The sequence below is a fragment of the Herpetosiphonaceae bacterium genome (genome assembly GCA_036374795.1).
Classification (GTDB): Bacteria; Chloroflexota; Chloroflexia; order Chloroflexales; family Kallotenuaceae; genus LB3-1.
The window spans coordinates 1-22174 of record DASUTC010000344.1 but is presented as its reverse complement, the minus strand read 5'-3'; the positions used below and the strand labels follow the sequence as shown (position 1 = coordinate 22174).

Genomic DNA, 22174 nt, shown 5'->3' with positions numbered 1-22174 from the left:
CTTGTACATGATGATGACCGCTCGTAGAGAGGGGGGTGAGCATGAGCGTCGATTGTTTCTACGAGAACGGCGTATGGACCCATGGATATTCTTCGATCGGTTGCATCCAACGAAACAGATATGCGCTAGCCAGGCAACCACCGTGTTATCCGGGCGAACCATACCGCAGGGGGAGTGTATGTCGCTGCGTATCGCAGCGCGCACGGCCTGTCCGCGCGCGCCGCTGCAACAATCGCCGGGCGTGCCAACCTGCACCATCAGCCGCTATGTGGCAGAGATCGACACAAGGTTACGATGAGCTATCCGCAGGCTGATGCCTCCGGCAGCCGCTTTTTCGATCTGGATGATGTCGCCTGCCCAGTAGCGACCGCGCACCAGCCCATCGCTGATCGGGTCGACCACGTGCTCTTGGATGATCTGGCGCAGCAGCCGCACACCGCGCTCGATGTCGTAACCTTTCTCGGCCAGGTACGACCGGGCGGCCTCTGTCACCTCCAGCCCAATCTGTTGATCGGCTAGGAGCTGACGCAGATCTTGGAGCGCGAGATCGACCAACTGCTCGACATGGGCCTGCTGGAGCGGCTGGAAGACGATGATGTCGTTGAGACGATGGATAAACTCAGGGCTTAAGAAGAGCTTAAGCTTATCCAGGTAGCGCTGCTTCAGCTGCTCGTACTGGTCGGGCAGCTCAGCGCCGTCCGCGCCCACCTTGAAGCCCAGGACGGACTGGCGCTTGAACAGTTCGCCTCCAAAGCTGGCCGTCATCAAAATAATGGTGTTGCGGAAATCGACGTAGCGGCCTCGCGCATCCGTCACATAGCCCTCTTCAAGGATCTGGACGAAGATGTTCAGCACGTCAGGATGGGCTTTATCGATATTGTCGAGCAGCACGACGCAGTAGGGCCGACGGCGGATTGCCTCGGTCAGTTGCCCGCCGCGATCGTAGCCGATGTAGCCTGGCGGCGCGCCAATCAGTCGGCTGATACTATGCGCCTCCATGTACTCGCTCATATCCAGCCGCACCAGCGCTTTGTCGCTGCCAAGCAGGTATTCGGCCAACACGCGGCCCAGCTCGGTCTTGCCCACACCCGGAGGGCCTGCCAGGAGCAGCGCGCCGATCGGCTGCTTCTTTGCCTTCAGGCCGGCAAATGCGCGCTGAATGGCTTTGCTCACGGCCTGGATCGCCTGGCGCTGGCCGATGATGCGCTTGCTCAAGACCTGCTCCACGTCCTGCACGCGCTTCGGCTCCTCGGCCAGCATCTGCGAGATGGGAATGCCGGTCTGCATCGATAGAACCTGCGCGACATCTCTGCCGGTGACAGCGGCTTCGGCCTCAGCCGGGCCGGGCTGACTGGTCTGCTCGTTGCCAGCTTTGCTCTTCTGCTGGCGATACCAGACGCGGCTGGCGGCCTCGTCCAGCAGGTCGATCGCTTTGCCGGGCAGGTACAAGTCCGGGATATACTGGGCGGCCAGGCGAGCCGCGCAGTGCAGCGCCTCGTCGCTCAGGCGCAGCTCGTGATGCTCCTCATACCGTGAGCGAATCCCGCGCAGGATATGCACGCTGTCCTCGATGCTCGGCTCCTCGACGATGATCGGCTGGAAGCGACGTTTGAGCGCGCTGTCTTTTTCGATGTGCTGGCTGTACTCCTCGAAGGTGGTCGCGCCGATCACTTTGAGCTTGCCGCGCGCCAGAGCCGGTTTCAGAATGTTGGCCGCGTCGACGGTATTTTCTGTCGCGCCCGCCCCGACGATCATGTGCAGCTCGTCGATGAAAAGGATCGCGTCTTCGCGCGTGATCTCATCGATCACGTTTTTCAGGCGCTCCTCGAACTGCCCACGGTAGATCGCGCCTGCCAGCAGCGAGCCGACATCCAGCGACCAGACCGCCGTGTCCTTGAACGATGGGATCTCGCCCTTCGCCAGCTGCTGCGCCAGCCCCTCGACGATCGCGGTCTTACCCACGCCGGGCTCGCCGATCAGCACCACATTGTTTTTCGTCCGGCGGCGTAGAATCTGGATCGTGCGCTCGATCTCCTGGTAGCGACCGATCACCGGATCGAGATGTCCATCGCGCGCCTCCTGGGTCAGGTTGATCCCAAGCTGCGCGAGCAGTGAATCGCCCGACGGATTGCCCTGCTTCGCGGGGCCGGTTGTGCTTTTCAAGGTTTCGTGTACGGCCTCACAGACGATGCTACCGTTGATTCCGGCCCGTGCCAGAATGTAGGGCACAAAGCCTTTTTCCTCGTGAGCCAGCGCTAAGAGCAGATGCTCTGGCCCAACCTGCTGATCCTTGAGCTGATCGGCCTCCCTGGCTGCCGCTTGCAGCAGCTTTTTGGTATGCGGCGCCAGAGGCAGGTACGCGGGCGTCAGACGATCGTCATCCCGCGCGTGCGGCGTCATCATCGTCTGAACGATCTGCCGGGCCTGGGAGTGAAAAAATCCCAGCTCTTGCAGCGCCCTGGCTCCTATGCCATTCTCCTGCCGCAGCAATCCCAACAGCAGATGTTCGGGTCCCAAGAAGCTATGCTTGAGGCTACGTGCTTCCTCTTGCGCGAGCAGAAGGATGTGCTGTGCCTTTGGGTTGAGACGTTCAAATGGATCGTCCATCATAGTCTGTGTACCCCAGTATCATTGCAGCACGGCGGGTGAGAGGCCGCCGCGCTACTTCAGCAGCGGCCTCTCCCTTGGCTGGATTTGGGCCTGCGGGATGCCCGGATCGGTGTCGGCGACGCCATCGTCGCTTATGTCGCCCGGTTTTCCGCAGAACGCGACGTAGATCTCTGTGTTCGCCAGCTTACCCGCCACCGGGTCGGCCATGCTAACCTGTTGGACCGCGCCTGGCTCAACGTGCCGCGCGCCGGGTAGCGGTTCAGGTCAGCGTAGGCGCTAAACGGCTCACGCACACCACGACTCTCGGACAAGCGCTGTGCGTATGCCGATCTGCCTCAGGCGACGACTTTCACGCTCTCCAGCGTGTCGAAGCCACGGAACATAAACTCCAGATTATTCTGATCGATGCCGTCGTACACCTGGAAATGCTGCTTGATCGAGCCGTCGAAGTTGAGCTGATAGACCCGGCTGCGCAGCGTTTCGGCCACCCACAGCGAGCTGCCGTCGCTGGAGATGCCGGAGCCCAGGAAGCCAGGCTGCGGATGCCAGATGGTGCGATGATTGCCCTGGCTATCCACGTGGACGACGACGCACTTCTCCTGCGTGCCCTCGCTCATCGTACCGGCAAACGAGCCGTCGGGCAGGCGCACAACGCCGATCAGCGAGGCATCGACGCCGGTGATCTCCGCGATCTCTTCTTTCTCGCCGGTGTGGATGTTGACGCGGATGATCTGGCCGCCGCTGGCCTTGCCGTGCGGCTGGCGCGTGTTGGCGACGAGCACATGATCCGGCCCGTCTACGCTGAGCGTTGAGGGCTGATCGAGGCCATCGGTCAGGATCGAAATATCGCCGCTGCCCAGATCGATCGCGATCACTTTGCCGTTGCCCTGCCAGTTGTTGAAATCGCAGACCAGCACCCGCTTGTCGTCAGGCGTAACGACCAGGCCGGCCAGGTCGAGCATCCGATCTTGATACGGCAGACCGGAGACGGCATCGTAGGCGGTGAACGCGCGCAGCAGATTGCCGGTCGTAGTATCGATTTCGAGAACCGCTGCGGTACCCGCCACGCCGATATGGTTCGCCGTGGGACCGCGCATGCCGCTCATCGAGACGTAGAGGCGGCTGCGATCGGAGTTGGTGGCGGTGTCCCACAGGTGCGCGTTGCACCAGCTCGACACGTCCAGATAGGGCCGACTCTGGCCCTCACGGACCAGCATGATCCGGTTGCTGGACTGATCGGTGACGAGCAGATCGCCTGATTCGAGGGCGGTCGGGCTATGGGCCGTCACGATGAACAGCGTGTCCACAATGTTGTGGAGCGTCGGCAGACTGGCTAGTCCATGAACATGGATCGCCGACACAATCTGCTTCTGAATCGTGGACAGCGCGTTTGCCGACGAGTCGGCGGTCAGGACTGAGATCGCGTACTGGTTTTGCTGCACCGTCGGTAATCCCTGGAACGTGGTTGGCTGCTCAGGCTCTTGAAGCTGGCGCTGGGTGCCGTTCCGTTCCGGTGTAGTGCCGTTGGTTGCTGGGCGGCTCATCGGTTAACTCCTTTGGGCTAAAAGATTGATCATCTGACGTGATTGCAGCATGAAATAGAACAGCGTCGTCAGGAGCGGCGGATCAGTCGGCTGAAGCGAGCGCATGTGGAGATCGCTGTGGTTCTGGTAGCGGCCATTGCGCACGACTAAGGGCCGATCGCCTCTACCAACCAGCAGGTCATCCCGTTTGCCATCCAGCAGCAAATAGGACTTCGGATCTTCCGACCACTGGAAGGACGTGGCAAAGACGTAGTAGCGGCCATCCGGCACGCGGGGCAGCATGTAGATCGGCGATTCGAGCGCCACGGTGTACGCGACGGGCTTGCCCTGCGGCATCGGCAGCGTGTAGAGGCCGATAAAGACCGGCGATAGCGAGCGCCGCCGTGCAGGAAAGCCGAACGCTGTATCTGTCGGCAGCGATGATGGAACATGGATTCTGCCGACCGCCGTCTGCTTATGCGAGCGAAATACCGGTGGAAACGGGCGATCCATCGCGCCCAGGAACGCATCCAGGTGCCGCCAGTTATCCGGGCGGGCCAGCTCGCGGAAGCCGTGCGGAGACACGCCCACCAGTTGCGTAAAGCGAGAGCTAAACGTGCCCAGGCTGTTATAGCCTACTTCGTAGCAGACATCGACGATCCGCAGGTTGGTATCGAGGAGTAGGCGCTTGGCGGCTTCCAGGCGCAGGGCCGTCAAGAATCGGCTAGGGGGGATACCTGTAATCGAGCAAAACAACTGGTTGAAGTAGCAGGGACTGAAATGGGCGATCTCGGCCATGTCGTTGAGCGAGATAGAAGCCGATAAGTTCTGCCGCATCACCTCGATGACCTCTCGGACAGCCTCGCGCTGCGCGGTGGTTGTCGATGTTCGTAAGCTATCCACCGGGGATAGAGTAGCGATCCCACCGTGATTCATAGCACCTCTCGGCTTATGGGGTTTGGTGGGGGGTGTGAGCCTGATCGCGACTATACGTTCAAGGACTGGCCGTACTCGTAGGCTAAATCTTGCGGCTGAGGCACGACCTCGCTGGCAGGTACCGCAGGCGAATACCAGGATTTCCAGGCATTGTCGACATCGAACCAGAGATCCTTGGTGATCATCTCGAATGAGCCGTCCTGCTGCGGCTCGTAGATGTAAAATTGGTTGACTGGCGTGAGGTAGGTATGCACCGTCGCCGCCCACTCGTCGGTATCATTGACCATATCGTGAAGCTGAGTGGCCTCGTCGGGCAGGATCGGCGTGACCTGGTTGCCACTCAAGCTGGTCGTCTTCAGCTTCTTGAGGTAGGCCGTGCCTGACTTGGTGTGCATCACCTGGTATTTTGTTTCTTTGGTGCTGCCTACCAGCGCCGCGACCGCCCCTACGGTTCCGCTGTGGTCGTGGATCGGGCTGCGGCTGTGCGGACCCCAGAGCACCACCACGATTTGAAAATCGTCCTCGAAGGCGTTGAGCAGAATCCGCGTGTAGAGCCCCGTGGTCGTCGTGGCGAAGTTCACGTGCTGGTTGGCTGGCTCCGACACAAAAGCGACCAATGCCTGCGATAGTACTGCCAGACTTTCTGCCTGCGACCCTGCGCGCGCTTTCGTGTCTCGGATCGCTCGAATCAATTCCAGAGGTGTCATGTGCTCCCCCTTCACTAAATGACCGTCGGTCATTAGGAAAAGATGCAGGTTCTTATAGGCTGCCGTTCGGCAGGCGATCGATAAGCGACCGCCTGGATCGAACCGAGCAACCGCGTGCGTGATAGTCCTAGACAGCAGCTACGCAGGCTAGATATTATTCCCCGGTCTTGGAGATGAGGTGGATGATGCCAGCCGGGTCTGAGATCCAATGAGCCGTGAGGCCATTCAGTGGCTCGATCTCGTCCCGAATTGGGACCCCGGTGTCGGCCAGGTAGGCAGCCGCGCCCTCCGGGTCGTCGGTGTACAGCTCCAGCCACACGTCGGCCTGGCTATAGTTTTCAACCAGATCCAGCCAGAGGCACATCGGTCCGAACTGAAACATATGCGCTCCGCGATGCTCTCCCAGGTAGGGAAGCCGCAAGGTATCTCTGTAAAATCGTAGGGTTTCCTCGAAGCGGAATTTCGGAATTTTGAGCGCAATGTTCGCGCCGCCCGTAAATTTGGGGGCCTCTTGTGACATGTGGTTTCAGTCCTTTCCTAGCCACGTGGACAGTACCATCGCCTTCCACAGAGCAGTATTCCAATTACCGCCAGTATTCGCTGAATGAAGCAGTCGTACGTGCCTGGACGTTGGTTAAGATGTTTTGACTGATGAGAGAATGATAATGGAGCCAGTCGTCGATTGCTTATCCTGAATTGCTATTTCCAGAAATCTTCTTCTGGATTGCGCTCTTTCAAAGAACATGCCGCGCGATGCCGAATCGGCCCAGCCTGGCGACGGGCTATCCATCAAGCGGGCCTTCAAATATCACGCGATACCCATTGGGCGAGCGAACAATCAACGTCCACTCGCCCCACTCTTGCAGGGTGGCTGGCTGAATAACTGGGATTGCATGCTCAGCGCATCGCTGCGCCACGGCCTGCACGCTCGACGTTCCAATTTGCCAGATCAACTGCTGATCGAGCTGCGCCGGATCGCTCTGTGGCGCAGCTTGCAGACCAAATAAGATGGCCTCGCCATACGCCAGCGCTTTAAAATCATCCGCCTCGTAGTCGATACGGAAGCCTAATGCGGTGTAAAACGCTTTCTCCGCATCGACATCTTGCACGTTGAGCACTGGTTGCAGGCGTGTGTACATCGTGATCAACTCCTTGTTACGGGTTTCGAGTTCTGAGTTTCAAGGCCCTCACCCCCGGCGCTGGCGCGCCACCCCCTTCCCTACGCTCAGGCGGGCTTCCGCCTTCGCGGCATAGGCGAGGGGAAGCTTGGGTTCTCGGTTCTTGATTATCCTTTGTGTGCCGGGTGCCCTCTGGGCATGGCACCCGTTCTTTGTTCTTTGTTCCTTTATTCGTTTGTTCCTAGCGTTGTCCTGAGCCGTTCGCGCATGGTACGCTCGGCCTCCTGCACGAGCCGCTGAATGATGTCGCCAGCCGATTCTACTGAGCGGATCAAGCCGCTGGCTACGCCTGCGCTGATGTCCATCACCTGGGCATCTCCGCGTTGAGCAGCTTCTTCGAGCTGCCGCTGAAGATCGCGGCGGTGCTGGCGGATCTCGGCGTCGCGTCCCTGCCATTCTTCGACGAACCTGTTGCGCAGCACGCGATCCGCAATCCCGGCGGGGAATGGAGCCTCACGCACCTCATCGTAGACGCTCGTGCGCATCGTGTCGTCTGCCGTCGCCGCGACAACTGCGCGCTGCTCCCAGGGCTGGCCGCCCCACTCGTGGCTGGCGACGAAGCGCGTTCCCAGCCATGCCCCGACCGCCCCAAGCATCAAGACCGCCGCGAGGCCACGCCCGTCGGCGATGCCGCCCGCAGCCACGACTGGGATCTCGCCCACTGCATCGACGACGGCAGGCAGCAGCGCCAGCGTACCGGCGCTGCCGGTATGGCCTCCTGCCTCGGTTCCCTGCGCCACAATCAGATCAACGCCCGCCTGTGCCGCTGCGGCTGCCTGGGCAACCGTCTGGACCTGTGCAAAGACCTTGACTCCCAGCGCGTGCGCGGCGGCAACATACGGTGTTGGGTCGGCGAACGAGTGGTTGATCGCCGTAACCTTCTCATCAAGCGCGACCTGAACGAGATCGTCGATGCTGGGAAACGAAGAGATGAATCCGACGCCGAAGGGGCGCGTCGTGTGCTCGCGAACGGCCCGAATCTGTGCCCGCAGCCAGTCCGGCCCCGCGCCGCTCGTGCCGCCGATCATGCCAAACCCGCCTGCCGCTGAAACTGCCGCAGCTAGTCTGGCGGTAGCGGTGCCGCCCATCGGCGCATTGAGGATCGGATGATCAATCTTGAGTAGATCGCAGAGAGGTGTGTGAATCATAGCTCCTCCCAAAGGCTGGCTACTGGCGCTGCGTCATGTCTCACACTTTGCCATTACCAATCTCGATTGTCAAATGAGGCGCTGTCTGGAAGCGGTGGATCGGGTCGGCTGGGTGCCGTCGCCTGCCAGACACACCAGCAGGACCGTCACGCTGGTGTGACGGTCCTGCTCCTACCGAGTGATCAAGCTACAGCGACCTGCTCACCGGCGAGCGTTAGTCGCTGACCGGATTGAGTTCGACATCATCCTCCAGGTTTCCCCGAAATCGCAGGGCGAAATTGAAGCCTTGTGCCACATGTCCGCCCCCCGCAGCGCAGCGGCCTTTGCTGGGAAACCCGTCGAAGAACATCGCGTTGCATTTGTTGCAGAAGCGCCAGTCCCTCTGGGCCGGTCCCGCTACCTGGGTATCATGCGGCAGAACAAAGTTAAAGCCTTGTGCTACATGTTCGGCTCCGGCAGCGCAGCGGCCTTTGCTGGGAAACCCGTCGAAGAACATCGCGCTGCATTTGTTGCAGAAACGCCAGGCTCCCTGGGTATGAGCCGATTCAGGAACATCGTGCGGCAGGAAGAAGTTGTGGCCCTGGGCGCGATGACCGCCGCCCGCCGGGCAGCGCCCTTTGTTGGGAAACCCGTTGAAGAACATCGCGTTGCATTTGTTGCAAAAGCGCCATTCGAGCTGGTTGGGCATATGCCCCTCCTTTGCGGTGCTGCCGCTGATTATCCACCAGGGCGACGTGCCGCTGACCGCCGTGGTTCACGGGGAGCAGCTACGCAACCATAGAAAGCCATATGTTAGAGGGTAGCACAGCGATCTATCAGATACCTTGCAACATGCGCGTGTCCCAGGACGCTCCTGTCACTACGAGGAGCGGCGAGACAGACGACAATCTCCTACAAGCTCGTCTGTGGGCAATGCGGCATCGCCATCCCGCCAGACTACGCTCGTCTCGCTATAGCTCAGCCTCCTGGATCGGCTTGCCAGTCGGTTTATACTCGACTCGAGAGGAGCAAACTGATGATCGCGCGTCAACACAATTGGGCGGGCAACTACACCTACAGCGCCGCCAGATTACACCAACCCGCAACCGTGGAGCAGGTTCAGGAGCTAGTCGTCGGCTGCCGCAAGCTCAAGGCACTGGGAACACGTCACTCATTCAATGGCATCGCGGACTCGTCCGAAGATCTGATCTCGCTTGAGCATTTCAATCGCGTGATTGCAATCGACCATGAGCGCCGAAGGGTGACAGTCGAGGCGGGCATTAAGTATGGTCAGCTCTGCCAGGAGCTTTACCGCGCAGGATACGCGCTGCATAACCTGGCCTCGCTACCGCATATTTCGGTCGCGGGCGCGTGTGCAACGGCGACGCACGGATCGGGCGATAGCCATGGAAATCTGGCTACGGCTATCGCCGCAATGGAGCTGGTGACAGCCGACGGCGCGATAGTCGTCATATCGCGTGATGACCAGGACGAGCAGTTTCCGGGAGCGGTCGTCGGACTCGGCAGTCTTGGCGTGGTCACAAAGCTTACGCTCGACATCGTTCCGGCCTTTGCGATGCGCCAGGATATTTACGAAGACCTGCCGCTGGCACGCCTTGAAGACCGCTTCGATGAGATCGTGGGGAGTGCCTATAGCGTCAGCTTATTCACCGACTGGCGCAGCGCGCAGTTTAGCCAGGTCTGGCTAAAGCGGCGCGTGACGGACGACACCGCTTACGAGGCTGAGCCGAAGCTGTTCGAGGCGACGCTCGCACGACGCCAGTTGCATCCCATCGCCGGGCTTCCACCGGAACATTGCACCGAGCAGATGGGCCTTCCAGGCCCGTGGCATGAGCGCTTGCCGCACTTTCGCATGAACTACACGCCCAGCAGCGGCGAGGAGCTGCAAGCCGAGTATCTTGTCCCACGGCGGCACGCATGCGCGGCACTTCGGGCGATCCACGGCTTGCGGGAATACGTCGCTCCCCTGGTGCAGATTTCCGAGGTACGCACGATTGCCGCCGACAACCTGTGGATGAGTCCCTGCTACCAGCAGGACTGTGTCGCAATTCACTTTACCTGGCAAAAGAACTGGCATGCGGTCAGTCAGGTGCTTCCGCTGATCGAGGCGCGCCTGGCGCCGCTCGATGCCCGCCCTCACTGGGGTAAGCTGTTTACGATGTCGTCGCGACAGTTGCTATCACTTTACCCGAAGCTGCCCGACTTTCAGCAGCTCCTCCGCTCCTACGATCCTGATGGCAAGTTCCGCAATGCGTTTCTGGACACGTATATCTTTGAAACGCCCTGATCGAATCCGTGAGTACCGCCAATCAGCACAGATCCATTGGATCGCGAGCTTTATCCGCGACGTTGCCGCTGACGTGCTCCGCAATTTGTATGTGCGCAGGGTGCCCGCGCGCGAGGTTTCGGGCGAGGTGGCGCGATGCGCACCCACCGTGACTCGGCACGATATGGTCGGCGCGCTCAAATCACGGATCACCGTGGATTACATCCACGGCGTAAAAACACGCGGATGGACGCTATTTTCGGGACGATTGTGGCAACGAAATGATTATGAGCGCATCATCCGCAACGAAACCGCTCTCAACCGCATCAGGCAAGACATCGCCGACCATCCCGCCCGCTGGAAAGGATGACCCGCCTGGCCTCCTGCATATGGTTCGGGCAGCCCTTGTGGCTGCCCCAGCCCGCCGCTACCCCTAGCCCTCTAGCGCGGCGAACGCCCCCGGCAGTGCCAACTGCTGAAAGATCGCATCCATCTGCTCAGCAGTGTACGGAGCCTCGTGATCAGCCCACCAGATCAGCAGGCCCATGAACGCGCCCACCGTGTACTGCACCACCAGCTCGCGCGGGATCGGCGCGGCATTGTCCGCTGCCAGCATGTTCAGCTCGTCGCGTACGAGGTCGGTGATCATCTGCTGCATGCGCTGCACCATCACCGCGCCGCTCTGCTTGCCGACCAGCGCCCGATACAGGGGCAGATGGCCCTGCACGTGCTCGAACATTCCCAGGCTGAAGCTCAGCTTGCGCGCGCCCGACGCCGTTGCCGCCGCACGCTGCTGCGCCAGAAAACTATGCAGTTGCTCGAATCCGCTGAGAAATAGCTGCTGCTTGTCCAGAAAGTGGGCGTAGAAGGTCGAGCGCCCGACATTGGCCCGGTCGATGATGTCCTGAACCGTCACCGCCTCGTAGCCCTTCTCCAGAATCAGAGCAAAGAGCGCCTCCTGCAATAGCTTGCGCGTGCGTTGTATCCGCCGGTCTGGTGCCTTCGTCGCCATCGGCAGCCCTCCTTGTTCAGCACAGTTTGCGCGTGACTGTTCGATTTTGAACAATCGACCGGTGATTGGTTGTTGACCTCCGCGCTGACGAACAGTATAACAGAAAACGAACAGTGTGTTCCAAATCGAATAATCGGTTCATCTTCTGCGAGGCAGCACACGATCGCTGTTGCTCAGGTAGAAAGGATACAGCGCTATGGTACACGTTCATCGCCAGCCGTGGATCGCCGATTACCGGCTGCGCATGCCGCGCTCCGTTCACTACACGCTTGCCGCAGGCGGCGCGGCGGTCGCGCTGGGCGTCGGCTCCCGTGTGGGCACATCGGCCAATCGCAAGATCACCGGCTCGCTCATCGGAGCCGGGTCCGCCGTCCTCGTCCCGACGCTTGCCCTCGTCGGCTTCGTCCACCTCCTCCAGACCGCCCGTGATCGTCTGCGCGACACCATCGTCGAGGGGGTGAGCTGGCGCGGCGACGAGCGCGTGCTCGACGTGGGTACGGGCAGCGGGATTCTGCTGTTTGCCTGCGCCAAACATCTGCGCACCGGCACGGCCACCGGCATCGATATCTACGATCCGAACGCGGGCGGCGGCTCGGCGGAGATCTTCTGGCGCAACGCGCGCGCCGAAGGCATCGCCGACCGCGTCGAGCTGCTGAACGTCGATGCACGCCGGATGACTTTCACAGACGAGATGTTCGACGTGGTGGTGTCGAGTCTGGCGATGCACCATGTCGGCGCGGCGCAGGATCGCCAGCGCGCGACCTCGGAGATCATTCGCATCCTGAAGCCCGGCGGCAGCATTGCCATTTGCGACCTGACGGCGGTGCTAGGCGAATCCGAAGACGTGTTGCGCAAGAACGGCATGCTCAACATCCGCAGACGCCCGTATATGCGCCTGTTCAGCATCCTGACCGCTGAAAAGCCCTGATCGCGGCTGATTGAACGCAGGTGGAGCGCGGGCCGAGCCGGATACTACAGCCCAGTCCGCGAATCTCTGCATCGACCTGCGTAGCTTCTTCCGTCAAGCAAACAGGTGATGGATGCGCTCCTGCTCGATCGCGCGCATTGCCATGTCGCCATGCAATCGTACCAGATCGATCAGCCTGGCGAAGCGCTCGTCGTGGGTGTGGCCCTGGCGATAACGGTAGTAGATCTGCTGGACGATCACGCCATTCTTGAACAGGCCATACACATAGTAGAACAGGATATTCCCGACATCGCGACCGCTCCGCGCGGCGTAGCGCTCGACCCACTGCTGCCGATCAAGGTTGCCGGGCAGCGTGGTCAGGCCAAACTGCCTGAGCGCGAGCGGATCATCCGGCTCGGCCCAGTACGCGAGCGTCGTTCCGACATCGGTCAGCGGATCGCCAAGCGTCGCCATCTCCCAGTCGAGAATCGCCTTGATCCGCGTCGGATCGGTCGGGTCGAGCACCACGTTGTCGTACTTGTAATCGTTGTGGATCAGCGCCGCGCCGGAGGTGGGCGGAAGATGACCCTGGAGCCAGGCCGCCGCATGCTCCATCGCCGGTACGTCGTCGGTGCGCGCGTTGGCGTAGCGGGCCGCCCAGCCGCCGACCTGCCGCTCGACATAGCCCTCCGGCCTGCCCAGATCAGCGAGTCCCGCCGCCGCGTAATCGAGGCGATGCAGCTCGACCAGCGTATCGATCAGCGAGTGGCAGATGCGGCGCATCAGCTCAGGCTCCAGCTTCAAGCCCTGCGGCAGCCGCGCGCGCAGAATCACGCCACTGACCCGCTCCATGATGTAGAATGGCGCGCCAATGATCGCCGGGTCTTCGGCGTAGACGAGCGGACGGGGCACCTTGGGATAGGTCTTGCTCAAAGCGCTCAGGATGCGATACTCGCGGCCCATGTCGTGGCCGGACTTGATATTCGCGCCGAACGGTGGCCGCCGCAGCACCAGCTCGCGCTCGCCGAGCCGCAGCAGGTAGGTCAGATTGGAGAAGCCGCTGGGAAACTGCTCGACGTGTAGCGGCGCTCGCGCATCCGGCAGATGGTCGCGCAGAAACGCATAAAGCCGCTCGGTATCCAGCATCTCGCCGGGACGCACCGCTGCGGGCTGATCGATCGCCTGATCGTTGGGCAACGCGCTCTCTGATGTGCCATTCGGCATAGATCTACCCCTCCGGAGTCGTAGCTGGATGGTCGAAGGCTACAGCGATATATCAACACCATACTGCTTCAAAATCTGCCGCGCCACAACCGATTTGTGAACTTCGTCAGCGCCGTCATAGATGCGCGCGCCGCGCTCGTGGCGATACCAGAACGAGAGCAGCGTGTCGTCGGTCATGCCGAGCGCGCCATGCACCTGGATCGCCCGATCCAGCACACGTTGCAGCACGTTCGCCACAAAGAACTTGATCAAGGAAATATCGACGCGCGCCGCCGACGCTCCCTCACGATCGATCCTGGCTGCGGCATCCAGCACCATCAGCCGCGATGCATTAATCTCGGCGCGGCTTTCGGCGATCCAGTGCTGGATCGCCTGGCGCGTCGCCAGGGGCTTGCCCGGCGCTAGCTCGCGCGTCGCAGCCCGCCGACACAGCAGGTCGAAGGCGCGCTCACAGATGCCGATCCAGCGCATACAATGATGAATCCGGCCAGGGCCGAGGCGCATCTGGGCCAGCGCAAAGCCGTGGCCTTCCGCGCCGATCCGGTTGGATTGCGGCACGCGGCAGCTCTCCAGCAGAATCTCGGCGTGACTCGCGTGGTCTTGCCCGGCGTCGCCCATGACGGAGATGTTGCGGACGATCCGAAAGCCGGGCGTGTCCGTCGGCACGATAATCTGGCTGGCGCGCTCGTGGCGGGGAGCGTCGGGGTTCGTCACGGCCATCACGATCGCAAAGGCCGCGCCGTCCGCCGATGAGGCAAACCACTTGTGGCCGCTGATGACATAGTCGTCGCCATCCTTGACGGCGGCGGTGCTCAGCCAGACCGGATTAGAGCCCGGATGCTCCGGCTCGGTCATGGCGAAGCAGCTACGAATATCGCCGCGAGCCAGCGGCTCAAGGTAGTGCGCCTTCTGCCGGGCCGTGCCGTGCTCGATCAGGATCTCCATGTTGCCGATGTCGGGAGCCTGACAGTTGAAGAGGTAGTGTCCGAGCGGGCTGGTGCCCAGCACCTCGCTGACTCGCCCGAACTGGGATAGCGTCAATCCCAGGCCGCCATACTCCGGCGGCAGATGCGGCGCCCACAGCCCCCGCGCTTTGACCGATTGCCGTTGTTCGCGCAGCGTCGGCAGCAGCGCGCCAAAGCCTTCGCGCAGCAGCCGCGACTCAAGCGGATACACTTCGTCGCGCATGAAGCCGCGAATCCGATCCAGCAGCACGCCGATGCGCTCTTCGGCCTCAGCCGCCATGATAGCCTCCTTCGACACCTACGCTAGCAGTTCGGGATCGCCTCGAAATGATTGGGCTATCCACGACGATCAGATCGTGCTGGAAGCTTGAAGGCCGCCATCGACTACCAGCACCGCGCCGTTCACATAGTCGGACGCGGACGATGCCAGGAACAGCGCGCTGCCAGCAACATCATCGGGCTCGCCCAGCCGCCCGGCGCGTCGCTCGATGCCGCTGACAAGCCGCTCGTTGCTCCACAGCGCCGTGCTGAATTTGGTCTTGATCACGCCCGGCGCGATGGCGTTGACCTGGATGCCGCGCGGGCCAAGCTCCTGCGCCAGCGATTGTGTGAGCATCAGCACGGCGGCCTTGGTGACGCTGTACAGGCCCATGCCCGCCCCCGGCGTCAGCCCCGCCACCGAGGCGACGTTGATGATTTTGCCCGATCCGCGCGCCAGCATGATCGGCGCGACCGCCTGGCACAGGGCAAAGTAGCCCTTGATATTGACCTGGAGCGTCTTGTCCCACATTTCGTCGGTCGCTTCCAGCAGCGAGCCAAAGTGCGGGTTAGTCGCCGCGTTGTTGACGGCAATATCGACGGTGCCGAACCGCTCCACGGTACGCCGCACGAGATCCTGCACCTGCGCCCGATCGCCCGTGTGACAGGCCAGCGCCAGCGCGTGGCCGCCCGCCGCGCTGATCGCATCGGCGACCGGCTGCACGTTTTCCAGCTTGCGGCTTGCGACAACGACCTTTGCGCCAGCTTCCGCAAAGGCATGGGCGATTGCCTCGCCTATGCCGCGCGATCCGCCCGTGATAATTGCGACTTTGTCGTGCAGATCAAACGAGGGCACGAGTCTCTCCTTTCGACGTAGCAAAGGGCAGCACAGCGAGGATAGCACCGGATCGATCTGGTTGCAACCACACATGCTGCCCACATCGCAGCCGTGGGGCTGAGACTGTGCGACGGAGCACAAGCCCGGCGCTATGCGTCGAGCGGGACCGGAGCAGCGGGCAGCGCATCCGCCGTTCGGCCAAGGCCGCGCGCGAGGTTGCCGCGCAGCACCCGCAGGGCCATGCCCGGATGCAGGAGGCTCGTAGCGGGGGCCATCATGTTCACCACCCGCAGGAACGCCACCGAGAGCGCGGCGTCATGTCGCGCAGCAGTGTGCAGCTTGCCGATATACCAGTTGACGAAGTTGTCCATCCGCGTGCGCCGCCCTTCGACATGCGGAAGCTGCAAATCGTTGCCGACCGCCACGCTCCAGGGCGCATCCACAACCGGACGCACTCCGGCGAAGAAGCGCCGCGCAAGATTCGCGCTGCCCTGAGCGAGGCAATCATTGAGGACCATCGCTTCGTTCGCCGCGACCGTCATGCCCTGCCCATAGACCGGATTGAAGCTACAGATCGCGTCGCCGAACACCAGATAGCCCTCCGGGAAACGTGTGAGACGCTCGTAGCGGCGGCGCTGGTTTGCGGGAAAGCGGTAGGGCACCGGGTCGGTGAGCGGCTCGGCATCTTTGATCAGGTTATAGATCTCCTGCGTGGGCAAGCGCCGGGCAAAATCTACAAAGCCTGCCGGATCGAGGGACGCGAAATCGCCGTTATAGCCGCCGAGCGTCACGATCCAGCGGTCCTTTTCCTGCGCAAGCACAACCCCGTTGCGACCATCGGGCGGCGCGCCCGCGATAGCCATGCCCCTGCGGCCCGGCAGTTGGTCCGGCGTGCGGCGATACTGTCGGGTTGCGTAGCCCAGATCAACACGTACCCGCTCCTCCTCTGGCTGCTCGTAGCCCATCTCGGCCAGCCAGGCAGGCGTGCGCGAGCCGCGACCGGTCGCATCCACGACCAGATCAGCCACCAGCACGTCCTCAGCGCCGCCGCTGGCGTGGCGCACCAGCCGAACACCGGTCACGCGGGCGCGATCCTCGGATGTCGCCAGGCCCGGCACGGAGCACTGCTCGATAGCGTGGACGTTGGGCAGCGCCAGCACGCGCGCTTGTACCCCGGCTTCGAGCTGTGGACGACTCACCAGCAGCCCTTCCAGGCCACAGGCCGTGGGCTGATGAAAGCCGCCGTTGGCGTACCAGCGGAAATCGCGGCTGATGTCGAGGACGATCCCGCCCTGCGACACCATCTCCTGCGTGAAGCCGGGCATCAACTGCTCGATGACAGCGCGCCCGCGCGCGTGCAGGCCATGCGCATGGCTGCCCTGCGGCACGCCCTTGCGCGACTCGCCCGCCGCTGGAAATGTGTCTCGCTCGACTACTGTAACGGCCTCGTAGTAGTCTGCCAGCACACGCGCGGCAAGCAGACCGCCCATGCTCGCGCCAATCACCACCGCATGTCGACCGATCCGTTGCATCGGAACCTCCTTCGATCCTGTTGTGAGCAGCAAGAATAGGAGGCAACCCTATCCAGGTGCCAGCCTAAGCGCCGCTCAACCATTGCTCAACGCTGCCGGGTTTGTGTCTCGTGGCTTCTTTTAGAAGGAATGCAGAGCTGTAGGGTGAGTATAGCCAATGCCGCGGCGTTTCCGCATACGTCTAAGGGCGGATGACACGGCGGCTTTTTGATCCAATCGGCATATCCAGGCGAGGAAGTCTGCCCGGTTGCTATGACCACCGTACAAAAAATTGCATTAACTACACGACCGGCGCACGCCAGACCAAGACGGTCGACGGCCAGATGTCATCGACGGTCAGCCCACGAGTAGCCACCACCGCGCCAGCCCTCCTGCTCGTGTCGGACGACGCGGCTGCGCTACCCTGGCGATGCGGAAGATGGTACTCGCGTTACTTGACATTCCTCCGACCGTCGTCTAACATACCTCACAAGTTTACAAAAATTTACATATGCGACTTCTAAATCGTTGGTCGACGAATCAGCATATGTCACAACCGTTGTCGTAGCCTCGCTTAACCTCCTCCGACCAGCCGATTAGATGCAGGGCGCTCATGAGTGATAGGGTAGAGAGTTCTCCTCACGAGATCACAACCTTAGTTGAAGTGCTACGCCTGAGATCAGCGGAGACACCCGATCGTACGGCCTACACCTTTCTGATAGATGGAGAGACGACCGAAGCAACGCTGACGTATCAGGAGATCGATGACAGGGCGCGCGCGATCGGCGCGCATCTCCAAAGCCTGGTGGCTCCCGGCGAGCGCGCCTTGCTCATGTTCCCGCCCGGCCTTGACTATATTGCAGCATTCTTTGGCTGCCTGTACGCTCGTGTGATTGCCGTCCCCACCTATCTGCCCAACCTCACCCGACCGAATCAGACGTTTGCGCGGCTGCAAGCGATCATCCGAGATGCACGTCCTACGGTAGCCTTGATCCCGGCGACGCTGCGCTCCGCAATCGATCGGCTCGACGCGCAGGAATCGGCGTTTCATGCGCTGCGCTGGATCGAGACGGATACGATCGCTCGCGCGACAGCAGGCGCATGGCGGCCACCGGAGCTCGACAGCACGACGCTGGCCTTCTTGCAATACACGTCGGGATCGACCGCCGCACCCAAAGGGGTGATGCTGACTCACGGCAATCTGCTGCATAATCTCGGAGTGATCCACAACGCCTTTGCGCATACTTCTACCAGTCGCGGCGTGATCTGGCTGCCTCCATACCATGATATGGGCTTGATCGGCGGCATTTTGCAGCCGCTCTATGGCGGCTTTCCAGTGACGCTGATGTCGCCCGTGCATTTCTTACAGCGTCCTATCCGCTGGCTGGAGGCGATCTCAAGAACGAAGGCCACGACCAGCGGCGGCCCGAACTTCGCCTATGATCTTTGTACCCGCAAAATCACGCCAGAGCAGCGTGCCGCGCTCGACCTCAGCAGTTGGACGGTCGCGTTCACTGGCGCGGAGCCGATCCGTGCCGAGACGCTGACGCGCTTCGAGACGACCTTTGGGCCGTGTGGATTTCGCCGCGAAGCCTGGCATCCGTGCTACGGCCTGGCGGAGGCAACGCTGATGGTTTCGGGCAGCGCTGCCTCCGCACCGCCGGTCATCCGCACATTTGCCAGCGCCGCCCTTGAGTATCATCAGGTGGTCGAGGTGCCGGAAGCGCGTGGAGATAGCCGGACGCTCGCTGGATGCGGGCAGCCACTTGGCGATCAGCAGCTTGTGATCGCCGATCCGGTCGATCTGACGCAGTGCGGCCCTGGGCAGGTCGGCGAAGTCTGGATCGCCGGGCCGAGTGTTGCACAAGGATATTGGGATCGGCCAGACGAGACGCGCCAGACCTTTCGGGCGTATCTGGCAGACTCAGATGCCGGGCCATTCCTCCGCACCGGCGATCTCGGCTTTGTGCAGGATGGCGAGGTCTTTATCACGGGCCGCCTCAAAGATGTGATCATCATCCGGGGGCGTAATCACTACCCGCAAGACATCGAGCTAACTGTGGAGCAGAGCCATGCCGCCCTACGGCCTGGCTGTGGCGCGGCATTTTCGGTCGAGGTTGCCGACGAAGAGCGCCTGGTCGTCGTGCAAGAGATCGAGCGGCAGGAGCGGCAGCCCGATGTCGCTGCGATTGCCGGGGCAATCCGCCAAGCGGTGATCGAGCAGCACGAGCTTCAGGTCTATGCGGTTGTTCTGCTCAAGCCCGCGCGCATTCCGAAGACCTCAAGCGGCAAGATCCAGCGGCAGCAGTGCCGTCAGGCGTTCCTGGCGGGAACGCTCGATGCCCTCGCCAGCAGCGTACTCGACGAAGCCCAGGCACTCGACGCCGAGACGGCTCTAACCCGCGCGGCATTGCTGGCGGTCGAGCCTGAAGCGCGATACGAGATGCTGGCAGCGTATCTACGGCGATCGACCGCCGAGGTGCTGCGACAAGCGCCGGCGCTGGTCGCAGACACAACGCCAATCAATAGCCTGGGCTTCGACTCGGTGATGGCGATCGAGCTAAAGCATCGCTTCGAGGTCGACCTGGGCATCGATCTGCCGCTGACGGCGTTTCTGAAAGACCAGAGGATCGCGGACCTTGCAACCGCGATCCTCGATCAGGTTGCGGCGGGACGCCACGCCTCAGCGCTTCCGCTGATCGCCGATCGACAGCCGACCGATCACTATCCGCTCTCGTCAGCGCAGGCGCAGTTCTGGTTTCTGGAGCAGATCACGCCGGGAAATCCGGCACATGTGATCGCCGCCGCCGCTGATCTGTCCGGTCAGCTCGATGCTGCGGCGCTGGAGCAAAGCCTCGATGAGATCGTCAGGCGGCACGAGGCGCTGCGGACGATCTTCATGCTGATCGATGGCGTGCCGCACCAACGAATCTTGCCGACGCTGCACATCCCATTGTCGAGCGACGACCTGCGCGCCACGCCTGAGGCCGAGCGGATGATCGAGGTCGAGCGGCGGCTGCAACAAGTAGCGCGGCAGGCATTCGATCTCGCGCGCGGCCCGTTGATCCGCGCGACGCTGCTGCAACTGGATGTACATAGCCATGTGCTGCTGCTGGTCGTGCATCACAGCGTTGCCGATGGCTGGTCGATGGGCGTGATCTTCCGTGAGCTGCTGGCGCTCTACAATGCCTTCAGCCAGCAGCTTCCAAGCCCGCTGCCCGATCTCACCGTCCAGTACGTCGACTTCGCGGCCTGGCAGCGGCAGTGGCTCCAATCGGAGGCGGCCAGCGCAGAGCTAGCCTACTGGAAGCAGCAGCTTCAGCCAGAGAATACTCCACTGCCGGTTCTCGAACTGCCCACCGACCGACCGCGCCCGGCAGTTCAGACCTTTCAGGGCGCACGGCACAGGTTTACGGTGCCGGACAGGCTGCGTCAAGCGTTAGAAGCGCTCGGCCAGCGGGAGGGCGTGACGCTCTTCACGACGCTGCTGGCGGCATTTCAGGTCTTGCTGGCGCGGTATACCGGCCAGACCGACATCGTTGTCGGCAGCCCCATCGCTCAGCGCAACCACGCCGAGCTGGAGCGATTGGTCGGGTCGTTCGCCAATGTGCTGGTGTTCCGTGGCGATCTCTCAGGTAATCCCAGCGTCCGCACCGTGCTCAGGCGGCTGTGGAGCGTCGTGCTCGGCGCGTATGAGCACCACACGCTTCCGTTCGAGCGGCTGGTAGAAGTGCTTCAGCCCCAGCGCGATCCGAGCCGACATCCGTTGTTCCAGGTCGCATTCGTTTTGCAGAATATGCCGTTGCCCGACGAACAGCCGCGCGGCCTGGCGCTACAGATATTAGACATCGATCGGGCGGCAGCGCAGTTCGATCTGAAGCTGGATCTCATCCCGCGTCAGAACGAGCTAGTCGGTCTGCTTGAGTACAACACCGACCTGTTCGAGGCCGCGACGATCGCGCGCCTGGCTGGACACTTTCAGGCATTGCTTGAGAGGATGGTGACGAATCCCGATGTGCCGATCGCCGAGCTGCCGCTGCTGACGGAGGCCGAACAGCAGCAGATGCTTGTCGACTGGAACCGCTCCGAGGCGGAGTATCCGCGCGCTGCCGCTGTGCATGCGCTGATCGAGGCCCAGGCCGCGCGCACGCCCAATGCTTCCGCGATCGTCTTCGCGGGGCAAGCGCTGACGTACGCGGAGCTGAACGCCCGCGCCAATCAACTGGCGCACCACCTCCGAGGCCAGGGCGTCGGCCCGGATGTGCTGGTGGCGCTGTGCGTCGAGCGCTCGCTGGAGATGATCGTCGGCATCCTCGCCATCCTCAAGGCGGGCGGCGCGTACCTGCCGCTCGATCCCACCTATCCCGCCGAGCGCTTGCACTACATGCTCAGTCACAGTCGCGCGCCAGTGCTCCTGACCCAGGCCGTGCTCGTCGAACGTTTACCGGAACATCAGGCGCAGGTCTTCTGCCTGGATGCCGATTGGCACACCCTGGCGCAGCAGCCGACGACCAACCCGCCGCGCACGGTGCTGCCGGAGCACCTGGCCTATATCATCTTCACCTCCGGCTCGACGGGCCGACCAAAGGGCGTGATGGTCACACAGCGCGGGCTGGTCAATCTGGTCTATGGCCTGCGCGCCTACTTCGCCGATCCCGCCGTCCAAACAACCGGCCTGATCACCTCGATCAGCTTCGACATCTCGGTCAACCAGATCTTCCCGACGCTCTTTTTTGGCCGCACGCTGCACATTATTCCTGATGCGGTCAAGTTCGACAGCCGCGCCCTGCTGCGCTACTTGCACGAGCAGCAGGTGCATCTGCTCGACGCGGTGCCCTCCTACATGCACGCGGTGCTGAACGAGGTCGCGCCGCAGCAACCACCGAACGCGCTGCGCTATCTGCTGATCGGCGGCGAGAAGATCGAGCAGCGGCTCCTGCAATCCGTCTTCGGCCAGCTTGGGCCGCAGGTCCAGGTCGTCAACATCTATGGCCTGACCGAGATCAGCGACATCAATATTCTGGGTGTGCTGCGCGCCGACGATCTTGGCAAACCGGTTACGGTGGGCACGCCGTTGCAGAACAACCGGAT

General features: G+C 62.0%; 18 protein-coding genes. 4 read left to right on the top strand and 14 right to left on the bottom strand.

The genetic code is table 11. The features are described 5' to 3' along the window. Positions 1-264: 264 nt before the first annotated feature. From VFZ66_26710 to VFZ66_26670, 9 genes are all read right to left on the bottom strand, one after another. Positions 265-2607 carry an ATP-dependent Clp protease ATP-binding subunit gene (locus VFZ66_26710; GenBank protein ID HEX6292805.1) on the bottom strand — a complete coding sequence of 781 codons (2343 nt, stop codon included), beginning with the start codon at positions 2605-2607 and terminating at the stop codon, positions 265-267. Between the two features lie 54 nt (positions 2608-2661). Beyond that, positions 2662-2817: a hypothetical protein gene (locus VFZ66_26705; protein HEX6292804.1), complete on the bottom strand. Its 156-nt coding sequence runs from the start codon at positions 2815-2817 to the stop codon at positions 2662-2664. A gap of 128 nt (positions 2818-2945) precedes the next feature. Next, the gene (locus VFZ66_26700; protein HEX6292803.1) at positions 2946-4154 is read right to left on the bottom strand and encodes a hypothetical protein; all 1209 of its coding nucleotides are present in this window, start codon (positions 4152-4154) and stop codon (positions 2946-2948) included. Positions 4155-4157: 3 nt separating this feature from the next. After that, positions 4158-4970, bottom strand: coding sequence for a helix-turn-helix transcriptional regulator (locus VFZ66_26695; GenBank protein ID HEX6292802.1), 813 nt, complete (start codon positions 4968-4970; stop codon positions 4158-4160). 149 nt (positions 4971-5119) lie between these two features. After that, a complete protein-coding gene (locus VFZ66_26690; GenBank protein ID HEX6292801.1) occupies positions 5120-5776 on the bottom strand; it encodes a cysteine dioxygenase family protein in 657 nt (218 codons plus the stop codon). Between the two features lie 154 nt (positions 5777-5930). Next, positions 5931-6296 (bottom strand): hypothetical protein, encoded by a 366-nt coding sequence (locus VFZ66_26685; protein ID HEX6292800.1) that lies wholly within the window; start codon positions 6294-6296, stop codon positions 5931-5933. 262 nt (positions 6297-6558) lie between these two features. Further along, positions 6559-6915, bottom strand: coding sequence for a VOC family protein (locus VFZ66_26680; GenBank protein ID HEX6292799.1), 357 nt, complete (start codon positions 6913-6915; stop codon positions 6559-6561). Positions 6916-7121: 206 nt separating this feature from the next. Further along, complete coding sequence (locus VFZ66_26675; protein HEX6292798.1) at positions 7122-8102, bottom strand: nitronate monooxygenase; 981 nt, start codon at positions 8100-8102, stop codon at positions 7122-7124. Between the two features lie 214 nt (positions 8103-8316). After that, the gene (locus VFZ66_26670) at positions 8317-8790 is read right to left on the bottom strand and encodes a hypothetical protein (GenBank protein HEX6292797.1); all 474 of its coding nucleotides are present in this window, start codon (positions 8788-8790) and stop codon (positions 8317-8319) included. Between the two features lie 327 nt (positions 8791-9117). Between VFZ66_26670 and VFZ66_26665 the strand changes: the two genes are divergently transcribed. Together VFZ66_26665 and VFZ66_26660 are read left to right on the top strand one after the other, a co-directional pair. Further along, positions 9118-10389: an FAD-binding protein gene (locus tag VFZ66_26665; GenBank protein ID HEX6292796.1), complete on the top strand. Its 1272-nt coding sequence runs from the start codon at positions 9118-9120 to the stop codon at positions 10387-10389. Further along, the gene (locus VFZ66_26660; GenBank protein ID HEX6292795.1) at positions 10376-10738 is read left to right on the top strand and encodes a hypothetical protein; all 363 of its coding nucleotides are present in this window, start codon (positions 10376-10378) and stop codon (positions 10736-10738) included. Before VFZ66_26665 ends, VFZ66_26660 begins: the two co-directional genes overlap by 14 nt. Positions 10739-10801: 63 nt before the next feature. Here the strand turns inward: VFZ66_26660 and VFZ66_26655 are convergent, their stop codons facing one another. Continuing rightward, on the bottom strand, positions 10802-11380 hold the full coding sequence (locus VFZ66_26655) for a TetR/AcrR family transcriptional regulator (protein ID HEX6292794.1): 579 nt from the start codon (positions 11378-11380) through the stop codon (positions 10802-10804). Between the two features lie 196 nt (positions 11381-11576). Between VFZ66_26655 and VFZ66_26650 the strand changes: the two genes are divergently transcribed. Continuing rightward, positions 11577-12308, top strand: coding sequence for a class I SAM-dependent methyltransferase (locus VFZ66_26650; GenBank protein HEX6292793.1), 732 nt, complete (start codon positions 11577-11579; stop codon positions 12306-12308). A gap of 93 nt (positions 12309-12401) precedes the next feature. On the opposite strand, the gene VFZ66_26645 is transcribed toward VFZ66_26650, so the two are convergent. The 4 genes from VFZ66_26645 to VFZ66_26630 all read right to left on the bottom strand — a co-directional run bounded on the left by VFZ66_26645 (position 12402) and on the right by VFZ66_26630 (position 17104). Further along, entirely contained in the window at positions 12402-13511 is a 1110-nt protein-coding gene (locus tag VFZ66_26645; GenBank protein HEX6292792.1) for a phosphotransferase family protein, read from the bottom strand. A gap of 39 nt (positions 13512-13550) precedes the next feature. Then, entirely contained in the window at positions 13551-14756 is a 1206-nt protein-coding gene (locus VFZ66_26640) for an acyl-CoA dehydrogenase family protein (GenBank protein HEX6292791.1), read from the bottom strand. Between the two features lie 69 nt (positions 14757-14825). Then, positions 14826-15590: a glucose 1-dehydrogenase gene (locus VFZ66_26635; protein HEX6292790.1), complete on the bottom strand. Its 765-nt coding sequence runs from the start codon at positions 15588-15590 to the stop codon at positions 14826-14828. Positions 15591-15721: 131 nt separating this feature from the next. After that, complete coding sequence (locus VFZ66_26630; GenBank protein HEX6292789.1) at positions 15722-17104, bottom strand: FAD-dependent oxidoreductase; 1383 nt, start codon at positions 17102-17104, stop codon at positions 15722-15724. A gap of 592 nt (positions 17105-17696) precedes the next feature. Here VFZ66_26630 and VFZ66_26625 point away from each other — a divergent pair. After that, on the top strand, positions 17697-22174 hold a 4478-nt coding region (locus VFZ66_26625; protein HEX6292788.1), incomplete at its 3' end, for an AMP-binding protein.